Source organism: Lysinibacillus sp. UBA6686 (genome assembly GCF_002455205.1).
GTDB lineage: Bacteria > Bacillota > Bacilli > Bacillales_A > Planococcaceae > Lysinibacillus > Lysinibacillus pakistanensis.
The window spans coordinates 41858-59517 of record NZ_DKJS01000013.1 but is presented as its reverse complement, the minus strand read 5'-3'; the positions used below and the strand labels follow the sequence as shown (position 1 = coordinate 59517).

General features: G+C 34.6%; 17 protein-coding genes. 4 read left to right on the top strand and 13 right to left on the bottom strand.

Annotated elements, in window-relative coordinates:
* Window positions 1-52: 52 nt before the first annotated feature.
* The 12 genes from B2R82_RS03645 to B2R82_RS03590 form a co-directional block, all read right to left on the bottom strand.
* Window positions 53-1318, bottom strand: a complete 1266-nt coding sequence (locus B2R82_RS03645) for an erythromycin esterase family protein (protein ID WP_286923575.1) — start codon at window positions 1316-1318, stop codon at window positions 53-55.
* A 31-nt stretch (window positions 1319-1349) separates the two neighbouring features.
* Complete coding sequence (locus B2R82_RS03640; protein WP_286923574.1) at window positions 1350-2087, bottom strand: ABC transporter permease; 738 nt, start codon at window positions 2085-2087, stop codon at window positions 1350-1352.
* A complete protein-coding gene (locus tag B2R82_RS03635) occupies window positions 2088-2798 on the bottom strand; it encodes an ABC transporter permease (protein ID WP_286923573.1) in 711 nt (236 codons plus the stop codon).
* Window positions 2795-3706 (bottom strand): ABC transporter ATP-binding protein, encoded by a 912-nt coding sequence (locus B2R82_RS03630; protein WP_286923572.1) that lies wholly within the window; start codon window positions 3704-3706, stop codon window positions 2795-2797. The genes B2R82_RS03635 and B2R82_RS03630 overlap by 4 nt, the downstream gene beginning before the upstream one ends.
* A gap of 125 nt (window positions 3707-3831) precedes the next feature.
* Entirely contained in the window at window positions 3832-5217 is a 1386-nt protein-coding gene (locus B2R82_RS03625) for a sensor histidine kinase (RefSeq protein WP_286923570.1), read from the bottom strand.
* On the bottom strand, window positions 5214-5882 hold the full coding sequence (locus B2R82_RS03620) for a response regulator transcription factor (protein WP_286923569.1): 669 nt from the start codon (window positions 5880-5882) through the stop codon (window positions 5214-5216). Before B2R82_RS03620 ends, B2R82_RS03625 begins: the two co-directional genes overlap by 4 nt.
* A gap of 200 nt (window positions 5883-6082) precedes the next feature.
* A complete protein-coding gene (locus B2R82_RS03615; protein WP_286923568.1) occupies window positions 6083-6523 on the bottom strand; it encodes a VOC family protein in 441 nt (146 codons plus the stop codon).
* Between the two features lie 240 nt (window positions 6524-6763).
* Window positions 6764-7480 (bottom strand): LytR/AlgR family response regulator transcription factor, encoded by a 717-nt coding sequence (locus tag B2R82_RS03610; protein ID WP_286923567.1) that lies wholly within the window; start codon window positions 7478-7480, stop codon window positions 6764-6766.
* Window positions 7481-7486: 6 nt separating this feature from the next.
* Window positions 7487-8788 (bottom strand): sensor histidine kinase, encoded by a 1302-nt coding sequence (locus tag B2R82_RS03605; protein WP_286923565.1) that lies wholly within the window; start codon window positions 8786-8788, stop codon window positions 7487-7489.
* Window positions 8789-8862: 74 nt separating this feature from the next.
* Window positions 8863-10068 (bottom strand): ABC transporter permease, encoded by a 1206-nt coding sequence (locus tag B2R82_RS03600; protein WP_286923564.1) that lies wholly within the window; start codon window positions 10066-10068, stop codon window positions 8863-8865.
* Window positions 10055-10960 (bottom strand): ABC transporter ATP-binding protein, encoded by a 906-nt coding sequence (locus B2R82_RS03595; RefSeq protein WP_286923563.1) that lies wholly within the window; start codon window positions 10958-10960, stop codon window positions 10055-10057. Before B2R82_RS03595 ends, B2R82_RS03600 begins: the two co-directional genes overlap by 14 nt.
* A gap of 188 nt (window positions 10961-11148) precedes the next feature.
* Entirely contained in the window at window positions 11149-11736 is a 588-nt protein-coding gene (locus B2R82_RS03590; RefSeq protein ID WP_286923562.1) for a glycosidase, read from the bottom strand.
* A gap of 483 nt (window positions 11737-12219) precedes the next feature.
* Here B2R82_RS03590 and B2R82_RS03585 point away from each other — a divergent pair, with 483 nt between their 5' ends.
* Entirely contained in the window at window positions 12220-13065 is an 846-nt protein-coding gene (locus tag B2R82_RS03585) for an aldo/keto reductase (RefSeq protein WP_286923561.1), read from the top strand.
* A gap of 54 nt (window positions 13066-13119) precedes the next feature.
* On the opposite strand, the gene B2R82_RS03580 is transcribed toward B2R82_RS03585, so the two are convergent.
* Window positions 13120-13503: a winged helix-turn-helix transcriptional regulator gene (locus B2R82_RS03580; RefSeq protein ID WP_283869961.1), complete on the bottom strand. Its 384-nt coding sequence runs from the start codon at window positions 13501-13503 to the stop codon at window positions 13120-13122.
* A gap of 110 nt (window positions 13504-13613) precedes the next feature.
* Here B2R82_RS03580 and B2R82_RS03575 point away from each other — a divergent pair, with 110 nt between their 5' ends.
* The 3 genes from B2R82_RS03575 (at window position 13614) to B2R82_RS03565 (ending at window position 17540) form a co-directional block, all read left to right on the top strand.
* Entirely contained in the window at window positions 13614-14798 is a 1185-nt protein-coding gene (locus tag B2R82_RS03575; RefSeq protein ID WP_286923560.1) for an MFS transporter, read from the top strand.
* A gap of 142 nt (window positions 14799-14940) precedes the next feature.
* Window positions 14941-15894: an ABC transporter substrate-binding protein gene (locus B2R82_RS03570; protein ID WP_286923559.1), complete on the top strand. Its 954-nt coding sequence runs from the start codon at window positions 14941-14943 to the stop codon at window positions 15892-15894.
* Between the two features lie 71 nt (window positions 15895-15965).
* Window positions 15966-17540, top strand: coding sequence for a helix-turn-helix domain-containing protein (locus tag B2R82_RS03565; RefSeq protein WP_286923558.1), 1575 nt, complete (start codon window positions 15966-15968; stop codon window positions 17538-17540).
* Window positions 17541-17660 lie beyond the last annotated feature (120 nt).

The window sequence follows — 17660 nt, the reverse complement described above, 5'->3', positions numbered from 1 at the left end:
ATTAGAGATAAACAATACGCTGTTATGCCTATTTGCAGGTAGCTAACTTATATTATTCAATAATTTTTGTTGGTGTTGCTTCTTGTACAATGATTATGCCATCATATGCATCAGCTGGTGTCATTTTTATTGTATAGAGCATTTGAGTAAGCTTGTACCAAGGGCGGAAATCATCCCCTATATTGCCCATTCTTTGTGCTTCAGAGAGGATATTTGCAAGCTCATTCGATTTTTTAGCATGTTCAAAATCTACATAGAAAATGTTGTCTTGGATATCACTAAAAGCATCCACTAAAGCATTATGATGCTCAATTGTGTAATTTTTCCTTTCTCCAGATCCAGCATTTTGTGCCTGAAAGGTATTTTTTACAAAATCAGTCCCAATAGCAAAATAATCGTCCTGATACATTTCCTTTAAATATTGTCCCATTGATTTATAGCCTGCTGCATTTGCAGAAGTTTTCTCTATATGCCCATTATGAGCAGACATTAGTACTTTACTATGGCCCTGAGCCGCTTCAAAATCAACAATCCACTGTAAGTTTTCAGCTAAATATTTATCGCGAAGATTCATATAATCACTGTCATTTAAAAATAATTGCGTTCGCTGCTTCATAATTTGTGCATATTGTGCAGCAAATATATACGCTTCTTTGGATGATGTTTTAATATAAGCATCTTTATTACTTTGCAAATCCTTGATGATGGCGTCTATATTTTCATCAAGCTCTTTTAGCTGACTATTTGTTAAATCTCTCATAGTCTTGTTTGTCACATCTTCAAGCTGTGCCTTATATTCAGCCGCCTCTTCACTATTAACGATGTCATAATAATCTAGCAGCCCTTTTTTGCTATAATCATAGCGCTGCATATCATTACCATAAAAATAGACTTTATCGTTCTCTTCGGCTGTCATATTATAATCGTGCATCCATTGCACTAACTCAATCATTTGATCGGTTTTATAAATACCATAATCAAGAGCTTTAACAGCTTCCTCAGCAGTACCAGCACCAGTTAAAATAAATTGATTAATTTGCTGAGCTCCTCCAAAATCGCCTTCTAAAACAAAGACACGAACATCTTCATTTTTAACCAGAGCCTGAAATAAATCTTTCTTTAATGATTGAAATTCAACATTCCCATGAGTCGCTTCTCCGAATCCAATTATTTTCACATCATTCGGAATATCTATATCTTCTATAGCAGAAGTATATGTGGAAGCATCTTTAATAGCTTCTCCCTTGCCACAGCCCGTTAATGCTAGCAAAAGAAAAACTACTGAAATAAATAAAAAACTTCTTTTAACAATTATCATTTATAAAAATCTCCCTTAATTTATAGAAAGTTTATACAGCTTTTCGCTGAAAATATAAATAGCCTCCAAGGAAAAACAGTAAGAACCCTCCGCCTACAACCGTTATTAATTGCTCCCAAGGCACAAAGAATATATCGTCTGTATTACCGCCTACATACATCATAGCGAATGGCTGTGCCCATGGATAATAAGGTCCAATAGTCTTAGAATTAATGGCTAATATAGAAGGTAATGTGAAAATAACATTAACTGCAAAGGGTGCCGCAAAGCTCTTAAACATAATGGACATCCATAATTGCAGTGCTACTAAAGGAAGTGTTGCTACCCATCCACCAATAATGCTTTTCCATACAATCTCCATTGGAAAAGGGTCCACATAGCCTTTTATCATACCTACTGCAAGCATTGAACATAAATATAATAATTGCATGGCCATCACCAAAAGCATTACTAGAACATATTTAGCGACAAATACTTTCCCTCTTGTCACTGGTAATGCTAAAAGCTGTTTCCAGCCACCAGATTGATGTTCATACCTACAAATAATGCCTGTAAAAACCCCTGTAATTAACGGCAAAAATAATAATGCATACGTTAAATTCATTGAAAATAAGGGAATGTACCAATTATTTATAGGTAGACCTTCCATATCCGATTCTAAATTCGATGTTAATCCGATAAAAAGTCCTATTAAGGGCCCAGCTAATATAATTGGTACCATCTTTGACTTTCGTAGTTTAAACCATTCAGCGCTCACTATTGACCACATTTACTTAACATCCCTTCTAGCAAAATCTAGCATTCCTAGTATATACAGCAAAACACCTATGCCTATTCCAAGCATGACATTCATAAGGGGCTCATCCCATTCATTCATTAAAGATGGCCATTTCCAAATCATCCAATCAGGTAATACATATGCAGAATAGGTAAACATCACGCCAAAGATACCGATTGTGATAGGAATCCCCTGATTATGGAAAACACTTGCAACCCAAAGCTGAAGTGCTAAGATTGGCAATGCAGCAAAATAAGGATAAAATCCATATTTCATAATCTCTGAATATGGAATGCTATCGCCTAGGTCTAAAAACACCCCATAGGCTAGTGTCAATAAGGATAAAAGTGTGGAAGACAGCAACAATAATATGGCTAGCACAGAAAATTTAGATAAATACACCGTAAATTTAGAGACTGGCAGTGCGATTAATTGCTTCCACGCATTCGTTTCATTTTCAATGCTTGCCATAAATGAAGTTAAAATAGCTATACCCAGTACAATTGCAAGTGGAGTAAATGAATGGATATTTAATAAATAATAGCCCCAATCATCCTCACTTTGCTCTAACAAATAGTCCTTTCTTACACCGTAATTCACCATTTGTAGGGCAACAACACCTATTGGGCCTAGTGCCGTCAAAAACCATAATCCTTTGCGTTTAATTTTCAAAAAATCAGAAGTTAATAGTTTCCCCATCATATCAATTGCTCTCCTGTTGTCATTTGTAGGAATATATCCTCTAATGAACGTTTTTCTTCCTCTACTCGATAAACCAAAATTCCTTCTTGTACGAGAATTTGTACAATATGCGCTACCTTTTCATCTGAGCATTCATCTAACGAAATAAGCCCTTCCTTATGTTCTGCCTTTATGCCATGAGCTACTAAAGAACGCCAGCCCTTTTCAGCATCACTCACCTTAATAAATACCTTTGGCTGAGCAGATTTACGCATTGCTTCAATAGAATCTTGAAAGATCATTTTCCCCTTTGATACGATACCTACTTGCGTTGCCATCTGATCAATTTCTGATAATAGATGACTTGAAATAATAATTGTCATTCCAAATTCAGCAGGAAGTCGCTTTATTAGGTTTCGAATTTCGATAATCCCAGATGGATCAAGACCATTCGTTGGCTCATCTAAAATTAATAATTCAGGATTATGTAACAGCGAAGCGGCAATCCCTAGCCTTTGCTTCATCCCTAGCGAAAAGCCCTTTACCTTTTTATTAGCTGCATCCTTTAACCGAACGATTGCTAATACTTCATCAATGCGTGACTTCGGCACACCTAGAACCTTTCTTAACGCCTCTAAATTTTCATAGGCTGTTAAATGGGGATAATAGGAGGGGTTCTCTACTAATGATCCAACCTTTGCCAAAATATTGATTCGCTCCTTCGTTACATCCTTTTGAAAAATTTTAATTGTCCCTGAAGATGGCTTCATCAGCCCAAGAAGCATACGTATAGTTGTCGTTTTGCCCGCCCCATTAGGACCTAAAAATCCATATATTTCTCCTTTACGAATTTTTAAATTTATATTTGAGACAGCCTGCTCTTTTCCAAAACTTTTTGATAGATTTTCTGTTTGTACGATATATTCCATTGTCCTCACCTCTATAAATATCATAAATTTCGAAGTTTAAAAGCAGGTATGGGGCAAGTTTAAATTTTGTTTAAAAAAATAAAAAAATCTGTAGACCATCAAGCTGAAGTCTCACAGATTTTTTTCTATTTTACTTTATAGTGTTTAATCTTGATTTCTGTACCAGATTCACTTGAGCATATATCCCAATCTAAGGACATGCCTTTTACCATAATATCAACGATAGATAGACCAATACCCGCTCCTTTCGCATTTGATTCATTTTTCATGCCGTTTCCGCAATCCCTTATGATAAATGCATCATAGTGCTCAGTTGACTCTGTTTTAACGCCAATATATTTTCCGCTGTTAGCATGGCGTAAAACATTTTGAAATAAATTATCAAAAATACGCCCAAGCCAAATTGGATCAACTTGCCATTCGTTGTTCTCAAAAGAATGCAGCTCAATATCAATGTTAAAGCCTTCCTTCTCAAAGACGGTATACCACGTAGACATTTGCTCACGTACAAATCGCAAGACATTGATTTCCTTTGCTTCATATTTATATTTACTTGCCATCAACAATGTATAAGACATTAAATTTTCTATTAAAGCATCGATGCTTATGATTGATGTTTCCATTGCCTTAATAGCCTGCTGTCCTTCTTCGGTGAGTTCTTCTTTACTAATCGAATAGGATTGCGCTCTAATTTTTGTTAAAGGGGTACGCAGGTCATGCGAAAGATTAGCAATCAATTCTCGTCGTAGCTGCTCCTCCTTCAGCTCACGATTTTTGCTGTCCCTAAGTTCACAGACCATTTTGTTAAAGCTTTGCTGGAGTTGACCGATTTCGTCCATCTTTTTTACATCTATCTCAACAGGTAATCCATCAACATCACGAATCTCCATCGCTTCCTGTAGATGTAATAGTCGCTTTCTAATACCTTTGAAAAATAAAAAGGAGACTACAATGAAAAATAAAATAATGGCAATAACACCGAAAAATAAAAAAGTTCCATATGTTTCATAAATATGTTTAAGTGGTGGAGTGAATACATCTCTAGGAATCTCAATGACGATAAATCCATTTGATTCATCCCCACCTAAAAAAGTAATAATGGTGAATGGATCCCCTCCATACCGCTCTTTAATGAACTTTGTAGTAAAAGCAGGTGTCCATTTTGATGGTAGTTGATCCATTACATTTAATGTGGTGAGCAATGTACCATCTTGTCCTACCCAAAACATCGATGCTTTAGGATATCGCTCCTGCCATTTTTCAAAGTGTTGAGAAACTACTTCATCTGTAAAGTTTTTAATATTTTTAGCTTCAGCATGCCATTTTTCCTCCACTTCGCTTGTAATTTCAGCTTCAGTTACTATATCCCCATGTTCTTTTTTAGCAATCTCTAGCACAAATATAGCCAAGGTGAAATAAGCTATTTGAACAATAGAAATGGCTAGAAAAATAATCAGCATATACTTCGCTAATAGGGATCGTAAAAATTTAAACGGACGGAAAATTTTCATAGCTTCACCCTATAGCCAATGCCTCTAATCGTTTCAATAATTGCTGGCTTAGCTGGATTTATTTCTATTTTTTCTCTTAAATAGCGAATATGTACCATTAACGTTTTATCGCCCTCTATATAGCTTTCACCCCACACACCTTCATAGAGCTGCTCCTTTGTTAGAATTTGATTTAAATGGCGAATAAAATATTGAAATAAATAGAATTGCTTGCCTGTTAGTTGAATCTCCTCATCTGTCTCTGTATGCATAATTCTCATTTCTTTTGTAAAAATCTTAAGATGCTGAAGCTCTAGTACATCATCATTCTTTTGATATCTTCTTAATAATACCTCCACCCGTGCAACAAGCTCATCAGGATGGAATGGCTTTGTTAAATAATCGTCAGCAAAGTTCAGCCCCTCTAATTTATCCTCAACGGCAGTACGCGCAGAAAGCATTAAAATGGGTATTTCCTTATTTTCTCGCTTAATTCTTTTACCAATTGAAAAGCCATCTAACCCTGGTAGCATTACATCCAATATCGCAATATCCTTATATGCTATATGCTTGTCAACCTCTTCACCTGATTCCAGCCACGTTACCTCGTAGCCTCTCTCCATTAAATCCTTCGTGACCCATTGACCAATCTCTTTTTCATCTTCTATGTACAGTATACGAAACAAGGCTCATCCTCCATATCTTTTAGAAAAGTTATTATAAAGAAACATATTTTGCATTATACATTTATCCTTAAATTAAAGACAATCAATAACTAAAAATCAGAAGTACATATAACACTCTCAAAATCTATAAAAACTTACCGGAAATCATAACAAAAGATAGCAACCTAGCTATTCTAGTTTGCTACCTCTGCATCAAATCATTATTGAATAATCAGCATATCATTTTCGTCAAACTGCCACATGTCCCCATAGGCCACTTCCCAGTAGTAGCCATTTGGGTCTTGGAAGTAGCCGCTATAGCCACCCCAAAATACTGTTTCTGGCTCTTTCACAATCTTAGCTCCAGCTTTTTTAGCTAATTCAAATACCCGATCAACTTCTTCTTTTGATTTGCCATTATAAGCAAGAGTAATGCCTCCAAAGCCATGACCAATTTCTGGTGGATTAGCTTCATTAATATCTTTGATCAAACGTTCAATTGGAAATAGTGATATTTTTGTTCCCCCATTATTAAAGAACATAACATCGGGATTGGTTTCCTCTCCATACACTACAACCTCAAAGCCAAGCCCTTCTCGGTAAAATTTTAGTGAATCCACCATATCCTTAACACCCAATGTAATTAAATTTAAACGATTCATTTTCTAATCCCCTTTTTAAAGTATTATTACTTAAATTCTCCTTTAAGCCAAAAATTCCTTTTGCGGTGGGTTATATCGAATAATTCATTTACTTCGGTTAAAATACTTTATCATTTAAAAAAATTATCAATTTGGTCAATGCATTTATTTAACCTATTAAAGGTGAAAAATTTATTGAGAAACCCTTTTTTAAAAACCTTTGCTTAAAAAGAGAAGGCTATTAATAAAAAGTTATTATCATTACTTTAAACCTTTGATAAGGCGAGCTGAAGCATAACAAACTTCACCATTATCTAAAAATATAATTCTTTCCTTTGAATCAATATTTTTAATTTTGATTTTATTTACAATAAAAGATTTGTGACAACGATAAAAATCTTCATGTAAATCTTCATAATCCTTCAATCGACCGTAAAATTCTAAATGCTCATTTTCTAAATGTAAAATAATTTTATGAGAGCCTGTGCAAGCTTCAAAAAAATAAACACTTTGAAAATCAATATTATGAGTACGTCCTGTAGTTTTGATTTGAAATTTTTTAACGTTATCTTGTTCCCCTATTTTTAAATAACGGCGATGCGCTTCTTTCAAAGTCGATAATAATTTATCTTTTAAAGTATCTGGATTATCTTTAATTATAAAATCTAACGCAGCTAATTTGTAAATAAATGTAAGATAACTCATTTCTGCATGTGTTGTAATATACACTAGACTGGCAATAGGGTCTTTTTCTCGAATTTTACTACCTAATGCGATGCCTGTAATTTTATGATTTAGATCAATATCAAAAAAATAGCAATCAGCTTTACCATCTTCTACAAATGATAGAACATCATCAGGGTTTGTAGTGGCAAGCACAATTTTCATCCCATTTTCTTCTATCATAGCGTAGTTTTCTATTGCTTCTTTTACTTTTTCTAGTTGAACTATATCATCTTCACAAATAACAATATCCATCCTTATCTACTCCTTTTGAAACTCAACTTCTTGAATAAAATAAGGAGAATTAATTTTCGTGTTCAAATTAACGTTATGTAAATTATTTATCATTTGACGCAAATTAGCTAAGCCTAGACCACGATTTTCTCCTTTTGTTGAAAAGCCTTCTTGATAAATTTCATGTACCTTTATAGCTATTTGCTTATCAAATGTGTTATTCACAACTAATAAAATAACCTCATCCATATGGATAAACGCCATGCGTACTTCGCCATTTTCAACCCCTCGTGCAGCTTCAATTGCATTATCTAGTAGAATACCGACCATGCGATTTAAAATAATTGGATCTATCGAAATATCAGTAATTTCCTCAACAATTTCAATATAAAACGGTACTTGATGTGATTGGGCCTGTAATATTTTCGTTGTCACTAACCCTTTCAAACTGTTTATTTTTAAGTTATTTAGCATCATCATTGCTTGTTGATTTAGTTGCTCGTGATGATTCGCTTCTAAAATATGATCATAGAAGTATGTATGTAGACCCTCATAGTTTTTATTATCAATAAATGTTCGCAATGAGGATAAAATATTAATATAATCATGTTTAAATTTGCGCATACTCTGGTTAATTTGTTCAATTGATGTAACATAGGATTCGAAATTTTTCATTTCTTGTTCGCGTTGCTTCATTTTATATTGTTTAAATGCTAAATATAGAATGACAAAGATACTAATCATGAGCAATACAAAATAGATTAAGAACATCGCTAAATTATTTTGTACACTTTCATAGAAGTTATCATGGTCGATTGCCATGATATTGATGTACATAAAGATAAGCGTTACAATACTAAGAAATAGCAGGATATATGCAACATAGCTATTAAATACCCAGCGTTTAATCAAATGTTCCATAATTTTTTTATAACAGTAGGCGAAAAGTTTAATGAAAGTTATATAGATCGTAAAATAACTAATAAACATTATTAGCTCATTTGTAATTCCATTAAATAAATAAAATGTAATGATATTCGAAATGTTATCGCCAATTACTAAAATAAAAAATGCGATAAATACATGAATAGCATGCCCGAAATCTTTTGTTTTTCGATAAATGAACAGTAATAATATGGCTAAATAATATGAAATACCCAAAGGACCAATAAAGAAATACAATACAATAGTTGGTAAAAATAAAAACAAGACAATCGATATTAAGTTTTTTTTCGACCAATGCAAATCTAATACATACGTATAAAAATATAGCAATAATGGTAGTTGTATAATGGCCGTTAATGGAGAATCCATCGTAAATAATTCCATCGTTATCTCCTTTTAGCATTTTATTGCAAAACCATTATACAACATATTTATATTAGAAATTTCTTTATTTTCTATTACCTATTCAATTGAAGTAACTCTTTAAATGTTAAGCTATCTGATTTTAAAACACCCCTTGGATAGATTTTCGCTGCCATTGCTGCAAATAGAGCAATAAAAGTAATCATTACTAACAACGAAACAACAATTTCGATTGGTGTAATCGTGTTATATACAATTCGAATCAATACACTCATTGGTGCTGTAAATGGAATATAAGAAGTTATATTCGTCATCTTTCCTTCTGGAGAATCCATCACAAAGAGCATTTCTACTGCTAAACTTGCCATTAAAAAAATCATAATTGGCATCGTGGCACTTGCTAAATCATCTGGACGACTTACCATTGATCCGACAATCGCAAACAAAGTGGCATAAATAAAATAGCCAATGATAAAGAAAATAAGAATGTACGCTGCTGTTTCCCATGTAATTGTCTCCATTACAGTTTGGACAAATGAGTCTTCAGGAATGTCAAAAACCCCTATGTTTGCCCATAATAGTAGGGCTCCCATAAAAATAAATAGTTGTGTTAAACTTGCTAAGCCAATACCTAAAATTTTCCCGTACATCATAGGTACTGGGGCTACTTTTGTAATCATGACTTCCATAACACGGGAAGATTTTTCAGATGAAATCGCTGTTGCAACATTATTGCCGTATATTGAAATAGCCAAGAACATAATAGTTATTAATCCATATATAATGAGCAACGCATTTGGTTTTGTTTCATATAATGATTGAATACTGCTTTGTAGTGGGGTCTTCAATGCTTGAAGGACACCCATGTCAATTGATTGTCTAGCAACAATTAACTCTACTTTCTTTTGTTCAATATAGGATTCTAACGTGAGTAACACTTCATTGTTTACTTTTGGCATATAGATATTTAAGTGCATCATATTTGTTTGATCTTCTAATACAAAGAATCCCGTTAATGCATCTGCTTTCATCTCTTCTTTTAGATCTTCTATATTCGCATCGTCTACAATTTTCCAGCTTCCAGCTAATCCTGTTAACTCTTGTTCAGACAATTCGAGAGCTGTATGATTAATGATTTTAAATGTCTCATCCGGATTGTTCTTATTGAACATATGAATGATCGCTGGTGAAGCAAAGAGCAATAAACTCAATGCGACTAGGCCAACCGTAATATATAAGTATGCTTTTGTTTTAACCGCCTCTTTAAAAACGGTGTTAAACACAATGCTAAAGTTTCGCAATTCCGTCTCCCCCTGTCCGTTCAATAAAGATTTCATGTAAACTTGGCTCTTTTAATGAAACTCCTTGCAAGTCAAATTTCTCACCAAATTCCTTAATAATTTGATATATTTTCATATTTCGCGGAATACGTAATTTATAACGATTGTTTTCTTGCGTAAACTTATATTGTTTAAGCGTTAAGTAATCTTTTATGTTAGATGCTACTGTCTCTAATTCTAGGTAACGATAATCATACGATTTTTTCACATTTACTAACTGATCTGAAACAATTAAATTCCCGTCTTTTAAAATACAAATTTGATTACAAAACGATTCAACCTGTTCCATCTGGTGACTACAAAAGATAATCGTTTTCTTTTGAGCAATTAATTCTTTTACCACATTTTTTAACATATCCGCATTGACAGGGTCTAATCCACTGAAAGGTTCATCTAATATGATAAACTCTGGATCATGTATAATAGCTGTAATTAATTGTACTTTTTGCTGATTCCCTTTAGATAATTGTTCGGTACGCTTTTTCGCTGCATAAGAGATTTCAAGCTTTTCTAACCATTTTATGGCCTCTCTTTTAGCCTCTTTTTTATTCATTCCTTCCAACATGCCAAAATAAATGATTTGATCTAAAACATTCATTTTGGCATAAAGGCCACGTTCCTCTGGTAAATAGCCTATTTTTAAATTCTTCTTAGAGAATGGTTTGCCTTTCCATAATATTTGTCCACTATCTTTTGGAATTAAATCTAACATCATTCGAATAGTAGTTGTTTTTCCAGCACCATTTCTTCCTAGCATTCCTAGAATCTGTCCTTCCTCTAATCGAATTGAGATATTGTTCACTGCTTTTTTACTACCAAAACTTTTATTTAAATTTTCAATTTTAAATGTCATAAAGCAACACTCCTATTTAACCATTTTTATAACAAAAATAACAACGATACCAATAAGTAAGCCCGCTAATAGACTTGCCATTTTTTTCATTTTATTTCTCCTCCTTAAATTGCTTTTAAAGATTCGTAAGCAGTTACTTTGCTTGTACCTTCATATAAAAACATTTGCTAGTAGCCCCTCATGTGTTTTCAATTTGTAATTATTTTCTGTTCAAAAGCCTTAACAATCGATTCTATATAATTTGGTACTTTAAAATACGTATTTATTCGATATAGTGACCGATCAATTTCTTCTACCGTTAGTCCATGGGTACGTTGGATAAATTCAAATGAGTGGCCTACTGCTAATTCTTTTAGAATTTTTTTATCCACCTCTTTTAAAGAGATATTTGGTGAAAAAGGTACATTACTATTAAAGGATTCTAGCAAGATTAAAAATTCGTCTAGATTTGTATTTTTAGTAACACTAGTCCAACGTTCTTCACCTTTTAAATGATGGTAGACCTCGCCCATCCTTGAATCTACAAGTAACATGATGTCTATTTCCGGACTCTCTAGTTTTTTCAAGCTCTCAATCATCATTGTGAAATGTTGATTTGTTGCTTCGATTACCACTATATCGAAGGGTTGTTCTTTAATTTTTTTCATCACTATTTGATTAAAAATAGGCGCTTGAATTTGATAAGTATCTACCTGCCAAGCTAGACGTCTATCGAGAATAGCTACTTGTAATGCTTCATTAAATAAAGTCGACATTGATACAATTAATACTTTCAAAATATCCTCCTTTCAACTGTAAATTACTCACCTTCACTATACTTTTGTTTTTCTTTTTATTGTTTAAATGCTCCCCAAAGCTAATAAAGTACACATTACTGTTGTTTTGGGAGCAAAAAAATACGTTTACTCATGCATGAACGTATTTTCTCTCGTCTAAAGCATCATAAAATCCAGATTATAATCAATGTCTAGTTGAATAGCATGCAATCAAAGTTAGCAAAGGATAACTTGTACTGACCTAAATAGGAAAAAAACATGATGCTCGTTTGATTGGGAGTTTTCCCTTTTTAAGATCGAAATTAAGATCGTAAAGAAGATTTCAACGACTTTAACAAAATAATTTTTTCACCCCAACCATTGTCAACTCACAAAAGTAACCTCTACGTTTCTATGACACGAAAAAGTGCGTACTTTTTTTTGCCTAATCGGGACATCATAATGAAATAGCAAGCAAGTCTTTAAACAATTGGAGGAATTAAAATGATCAATCATTTACAAGATACAATCACATTAAATAACGGCCTACAAATGCCTGGTATAGGTTTAGGTGTTTTTCTAGTACCGAATGATGCTACTACTGCAATGGTTAAAAACGCTATTGAGATTGGCTATCGAAGTATCGATACTGCTGCTATTTACGGCAATGAAGAAGGTGTAGGGGAAGGTATTAAACAAGCGCTAGCTTCTACTGGCTTACGTCGTGAAGATCTGTTTATTACATCAAAAGTTTGGAATGACGGATTAAACTATGATGAAACAATTGCTGCCTATGAAGAGAGCTTACAAAAGTTAGGTTTAGATTATTTAGATCTTTACCTTATTCATTGGCCAGGTAAAGATAAATTTGTTGAATCTTGGAAGGCTCTTGAAGACCTTTATGAACAAGGCAAGATCAAAGCAATTGGTGTATGTAACTTCACTGTTGCACATTTAGAAAAATTATTATCATTTGCTCGTATTAAACCTGTTGTGAATCAAGTGGAATTCCACCCTCGTTTACAGCAAGTGGAGCTTCGTTCATTCTGTGATAAACACCAAATTCAACTTGAAGCATGGGCACCTTTAATGCAGGGTGGCCTTCTAGAAGATGAAACTATTTCAAAATTAGCAACAAAATATGGGAAATCCAACTCTCAAGTTATTTTGCGCTGGGATGTACAAAATGGAGTGATCACGATTCCAAAATCTGTGCGCAGAGAACGCATGATGCAAAACGCTGATATCTTTGACTTTACTTTAACAGACGAAGAAATGGCTATCATCAATGCGATGAATCTTGAACAACGTGTTGGACCAAATCCAGATGAATATGACTTTGCTCTATAAGCATTAAAAAGGAAAAGAGACTGTCTAGTGTTTGACAGTCTCTTTCTTCCCTCATTACGATGTTTGCTGCATGGCTATATCGTCGTCATGTTGTTTTAAAATAACATCTTCGCCTTTATCCTGTAATACTTCAACATGTTTTTCGCCCCAAGTGCAAAGCATGTTCAGAATAGGTTCCATGCCCTGTCCATAGGGTGTTAATGAATATTCAACCTTTGGCGGCACTTGATTAAAGACCTTTCGATTGATTAATCCAGCTTGCTCTAACTCTCTTAATTGACTTGTAAGCATCTTTTGTGAAATTCCTGGAATCAATCGTCGAAACTCATTTGTTCGAATTTTACCATGGTGGTTTAAATGACAAAGAATGACTGGTTTCCATTTACCACCAATGACTTCAAGTGTAGCTTCAACACCAATATTATAAATTTTTTGCATTGTAACCTCCTGTAATATTCAAAAGTAACTAAAAGTACTCTACATAACTTTTAGGCATGTATGAATATTACTACACATAAATAAAAAAATCAAAGGAGATATTTCATAGTATGTCACATTCAAAAAAGCCAAGTGCTAAATTAACCTTACTGGCACTTGCCATAAGTGCATTTGGTATAGGGTCCACTGAATTTATTAGTGTCGGACTTTTACCATTAATTACAGATGACTTTGGTATATCTTTAAGCACAGCTGGCTTAACCGTTTCTATATACGCTCTCGGTGTAACTGTTGGGGCTCCATTATTAACAGCCTTAACATCTCGACTTAGTCGAAAAACTGTTTTATTGCTGGTTATGACTATTTTTATAGTTGGGAACTTAACCGCAGCTATAGCGCCTAATTTCTCAATTTTATTAATTGGACGTATTATTTCAGCATTAGCACATGGTGTGTTTATGTCCATCGCCTCTGTTATAGCAGCCGATGTAGTTGAACCAAATAAACGAGCAAGTGCTATTGCTTTTATGTTTACAGGTTTAACATTAGCTACGGTGACTGGTGTCCCACTTGGTACGTTTATTGGACAAGTAACAGACTGGCGTATGTCGTTCATCTTTATCGTCATTATTGGGATTATCGGTTTAATTAGTAATGCGTTGTTAGTACCTAGCCAATTATCAAAAGGTAATCCAATCTCTTTACGCGATATCGGCAAAGTATTAGGCAATATTCGCATGTTATTAATCCTTTTCATTACAGCAATTGGATATGGTGGTGCCTTTGTTGTGTACACATATGTTTCTCCAATTTTAGAGCAATATATGGGTTACTCGCCACATGCTGTCGTCATTATATTAGTTATCTATGGGATTTGTGTTGCTATTGGTAATACATTAGGCGGTCATTTCGCTAATCAGAATCCGCTTCGTTCCATCTTTATTATTTTTGTGGGACTTGCCTTAGCGTTACTTGGCATTGGCTCCACTCTTGAATCGCCAATTATCGGATTAATCATGGTTCTAATAATGGGGCTATTTATGTTCATGAATGTCCCTGGATTGCAGCTTTATGCGGTTCTTCTTTCTGAAAAATATGTGCCATCAGCTATTTCAATGGCCTCAGCATTGAATATTTCTGCTTTTAATATTGGTATCTTTTTAGGATCATATATTGGCGGCTTTATTATTCGTCATCAATCGTTAGCTCATACACCCTTATACGGATTCCTAATGGTAATGCTTGCAGCGATTGTTACACTATTATGGTTAATTTTTGATAACAAAAAACAATAATCCTTGTACTTTATTTTGTATAAGAAAGAAGTAGAGAATGTGTATTGTTTGTTTAAAAGATGTGCCCTATAATTTAGTAGAATTAATCGAGAATGATTATCATTCTAAATTACTAATACCTTTATTATAGGAGTGAATGGCAATGCATAAGATTCGACCATTTTCGTTAGCATTATTTTGTTTAATCGTGTTGACGTTTGTATTAGGAGCTTGTAATTCGAAGGAGAAAGCTGATGTTGCTAAAGAGGATCAATCAACAGTGGAAACACGGATTGTGGAAGATGAATTTGGGGAGGTAGAGATTCCCGCAAACCCTCAGCGAGTAGCAGCCATATACTTGGAGGATTATCTAACAGCCTTAGAGGTAAAGCCCGTTGTCCAATGGTATCACCCAGCTTGGGGGAAGCAGGATTATCTAAAACTGGATGCACCAGAATTTGATATTACAGGAAGCATGGAGTCTTTATTACAAGCCAAGCCAGATTTAATCATTGTAGATGGCGCGGCTGATAAAGCAAAATACGAGGAGTATTCTAAAATTGCACCTACCTATCGCTTAAAAGAGGAAATCCTTGCAGATCCACAGGCAATTGTTAAAACGATTGCTGATGTCTTAAACATTCCTGATAAAGCAGATGAGGTTGTTAAAAATTATCAGCAACGTATTACGACTTTAAAGGCAGAGTTAGATAAGTCAGTTGGGGATGAAACAGTGGCTGTTGTCCGTTTAAATGTAGCCGATAAAACACTAGCATTATTTGGCGTTAAAAATCGATATTCCGGTTATATTTACACTGAGGCAGGACTTACTCCTCATCCACTAGCCCGCGATATGACGGAATTTCATGAGATACTTTCAGAAGAAGCTATACCTAAATTAGACGCTGATCATATTATTCTTTTCCCTTCTAATGGAACATGGGATTCTGAAGAAAACCAGGATGCAATTAAATGGTTAGATAATACTCTTTGGAAAACAGTTCCTGCGGTAAAAAACGGAAACGTGTATATTGCTGACCGAACATATTGGCAATCTGGAGCTATAACTGCAAATCTACTAAAATACGATGACCTTGAAAAATGGTTCGTAAAATAATTTTAAAGAAAGCTCTCTTAGGGCTTTCTTTGCATTGTTTAAAAAAACTATTTATGGAAAGGTAGAAAAATATGAGTGGTTTATCGCAAATATTTCACTTACAAGAAATTTCATATTCTATTCCATCAGCGATGTGGCAACTACATCATTGTGACCATCATAGCCTTGTTGTGGTTATAAGCGGCCATGGAGAGCTAATTTGTGATCATGAAACTATCCATCTTACTGAAGAAAAGTGTGTGCTCATTCCTCCTAATCAAAAAATAAATGTTCACAATGAAACTGGGGCGCTGTGTTTTTATCACTTAACATTTAAAATCATCCAACTGCAAGAAGGTCAGACGGGTTGCTTTTCTATGTTTACACAATTTCAGGAACTAGGCTGCCATCCTTTTTCTCAATGTACTAATTTGTTAGAAATCATTTATCGACACCGTCTAGCAATGGATGAGCTATCGCTATTTGAGCAACATGTACGCTTCCAAGAATTTATGTTATTCATTATGAATCAAAATGTACCTAATCAGCAGCAGAAAAGTGTTCGTCAGTCCGTTGAGCAATCCATCAAATATTTACAAAAGCATTATGAACGGGATTGGACTGTTGAGCAATTGGCAGAATTAGCGGCTGTCCCACGCTGGAACTATTCTCGTATATTCAAGGACATTACTGGTCAAATTCCACTCAACTTTTTAAATAATGTTCGTCTTGAAAAAGCCAAGCAATTACTCGTAACAACAAATGACCGTATTTTTGAAATCAGCCAAACGGTTGGATTCAACAATGAATATTATTTTAATCGTCGCTTTAAAGAGCATGTTGGTATCTCTCCTGGACAATATCGTCGTGGCCAGAGTAATAACCTTCGTATATTTGCACCGTTTCTAGAGGATTTTTTAGTAGCTTTAGGTATTACACCCATCGCTCAATTTAGCCATTCAAAATGGGGCAAACAGGATTATCTAGGGTTACAAGAAATACCAGATATTGATATTGAAAAAGGGCAAATGGATCAGCTTTTTCATTATAAGCCAACTTTAATTATGCTAGATGAAGGGATAGAGCGCTGGAAAGCTTGTCATCAGCTAGATCAATTGGCTCCCACCTATCACCTCTCACACCCAGGTGAAGATTGGCGAACTACATTGTTCCAAATAGCCGACTTAACAGGTAGAACGACTATTATGAAGGATGTCATTAACCAGTATGAGGTAAAAGTGCAAAAGGCAAAAAAAGTGCTTCAAAAATCAGTATATGGACAAAGCGTAGCCTTTCTCCGTATCTCCGCTATAGGCATTAGCCTTTATGCAGGACCCGAATGCGGCTATACGGGACCCATTCTATATCGTGATCTCGGCTTAATGCCCCATGAGTCTGTATGGAATATCCCGCATTATACACGAAAAACACATCTAACAATTGACCAGCTTATTCACTTAGATGCCGATCATATATTCATTACCTTTGACAAACAACATTCGATTTTCGAGGGAGAAGAACGAGTCATACTAAAATCTCCTACTTGGAGCAACCTTCCAGCAGCAAAAAACAACTGTGTCTACGAAGTTGATTTCTTAACATGGATGAACTACGGCATTCTCTCCCATAACAAAAAAATAGATGATGTTTTACGTGTTCTTGGATAAAAATTTGTGAAAGGAAGGCTTATACACGTGCGAAGCCTTCTTTTTGATTGACCTGGGGCTCCTTTTTGATCGGGTGCCTTCTTTTTTTGATCAGCCGGGGCTCTTTTTCGATCGGGTTGC

What these genes read in the sequence shown, in the direction of transcription:
- B2R82_RS03645 (WP_286923575.1), bottom strand. Translation starts at nt 1,318, where the DNA reads ATGATAATTGTTAAAAGAAGTTTTTTATTTATTTCAGTAGTTTTTCTT.
- B2R82_RS03640 (WP_286923574.1), bottom strand. Translation starts at nt 2,087, where the DNA reads ATGTGGTCAATAGTGAGCGCTGAATGGTTTAAACTACGAAAGTCAAAG.
- B2R82_RS03635 (WP_286923573.1), bottom strand. Translation starts at nt 2,798, where the DNA reads ATGATGGGGAAACTATTAACTTCTGATTTTTTGAAAATTAAACGCAAA.
- B2R82_RS03630 (WP_286923572.1), bottom strand. Translation starts at nt 3,706, where the DNA reads ATGGAATATATCGTACAAACAGAAAATCTATCAAAAAGTTTTGGAAAA.
- B2R82_RS03625 (WP_286923570.1), bottom strand. Translation starts at nt 5,217, where the DNA reads ATGAAAATTTTCCGTCCGTTTAAATTTTTACGATCCCTATTAGCGAAG.
- B2R82_RS03615 (WP_286923568.1), bottom strand. Translation starts at nt 6,523, where the DNA reads ATGAATCGTTTAAATTTAATTACATTGGGTGTTAAGGATATGGTGGAT.
- B2R82_RS03610 (WP_286923567.1), bottom strand. Translation starts at nt 7,480, where the DNA reads ATGGATATTGTTATTTGTGAAGATGATATAGTTCAACTAGAAAAAGTA.
- B2R82_RS03605 (WP_286923565.1), bottom strand. Translation starts at nt 8,788, where the DNA reads ATGGAATTATTTACGATGGATTCTCCATTAACGGCCATTATACAACTA.
- B2R82_RS03595 (WP_286923563.1), bottom strand. Translation starts at nt 10,960, where the DNA reads ATGACATTTAAAATTGAAAATTTAAATAAAAGTTTTGGTAGTAAAAAA.
- B2R82_RS03585 (WP_286923561.1), top strand. Translation starts at nt 12,220, where the DNA reads ATGATCAATCATTTACAAGATACAATCACATTAAATAACGGCCTACAA.
- B2R82_RS03580 (WP_283869961.1), bottom strand. Translation starts at nt 13,503, where the DNA reads ATGCAAAAAATTTATAATATTGGTGTTGAAGCTACACTTGAAGTCATT.
- B2R82_RS03575 (WP_286923560.1), top strand. Translation starts at nt 13,614, where the DNA reads ATGTCACATTCAAAAAAGCCAAGTGCTAAATTAACCTTACTGGCACTT.
- B2R82_RS03570 (WP_286923559.1), top strand. Translation starts at nt 14,941, where the DNA reads ATGCATAAGATTCGACCATTTTCGTTAGCATTATTTTGTTTAATCGTG.
- B2R82_RS03565 (WP_286923558.1), top strand. Translation starts at nt 15,966, where the DNA reads ATGAGTGGTTTATCGCAAATATTTCACTTACAAGAAATTTCATATTCT.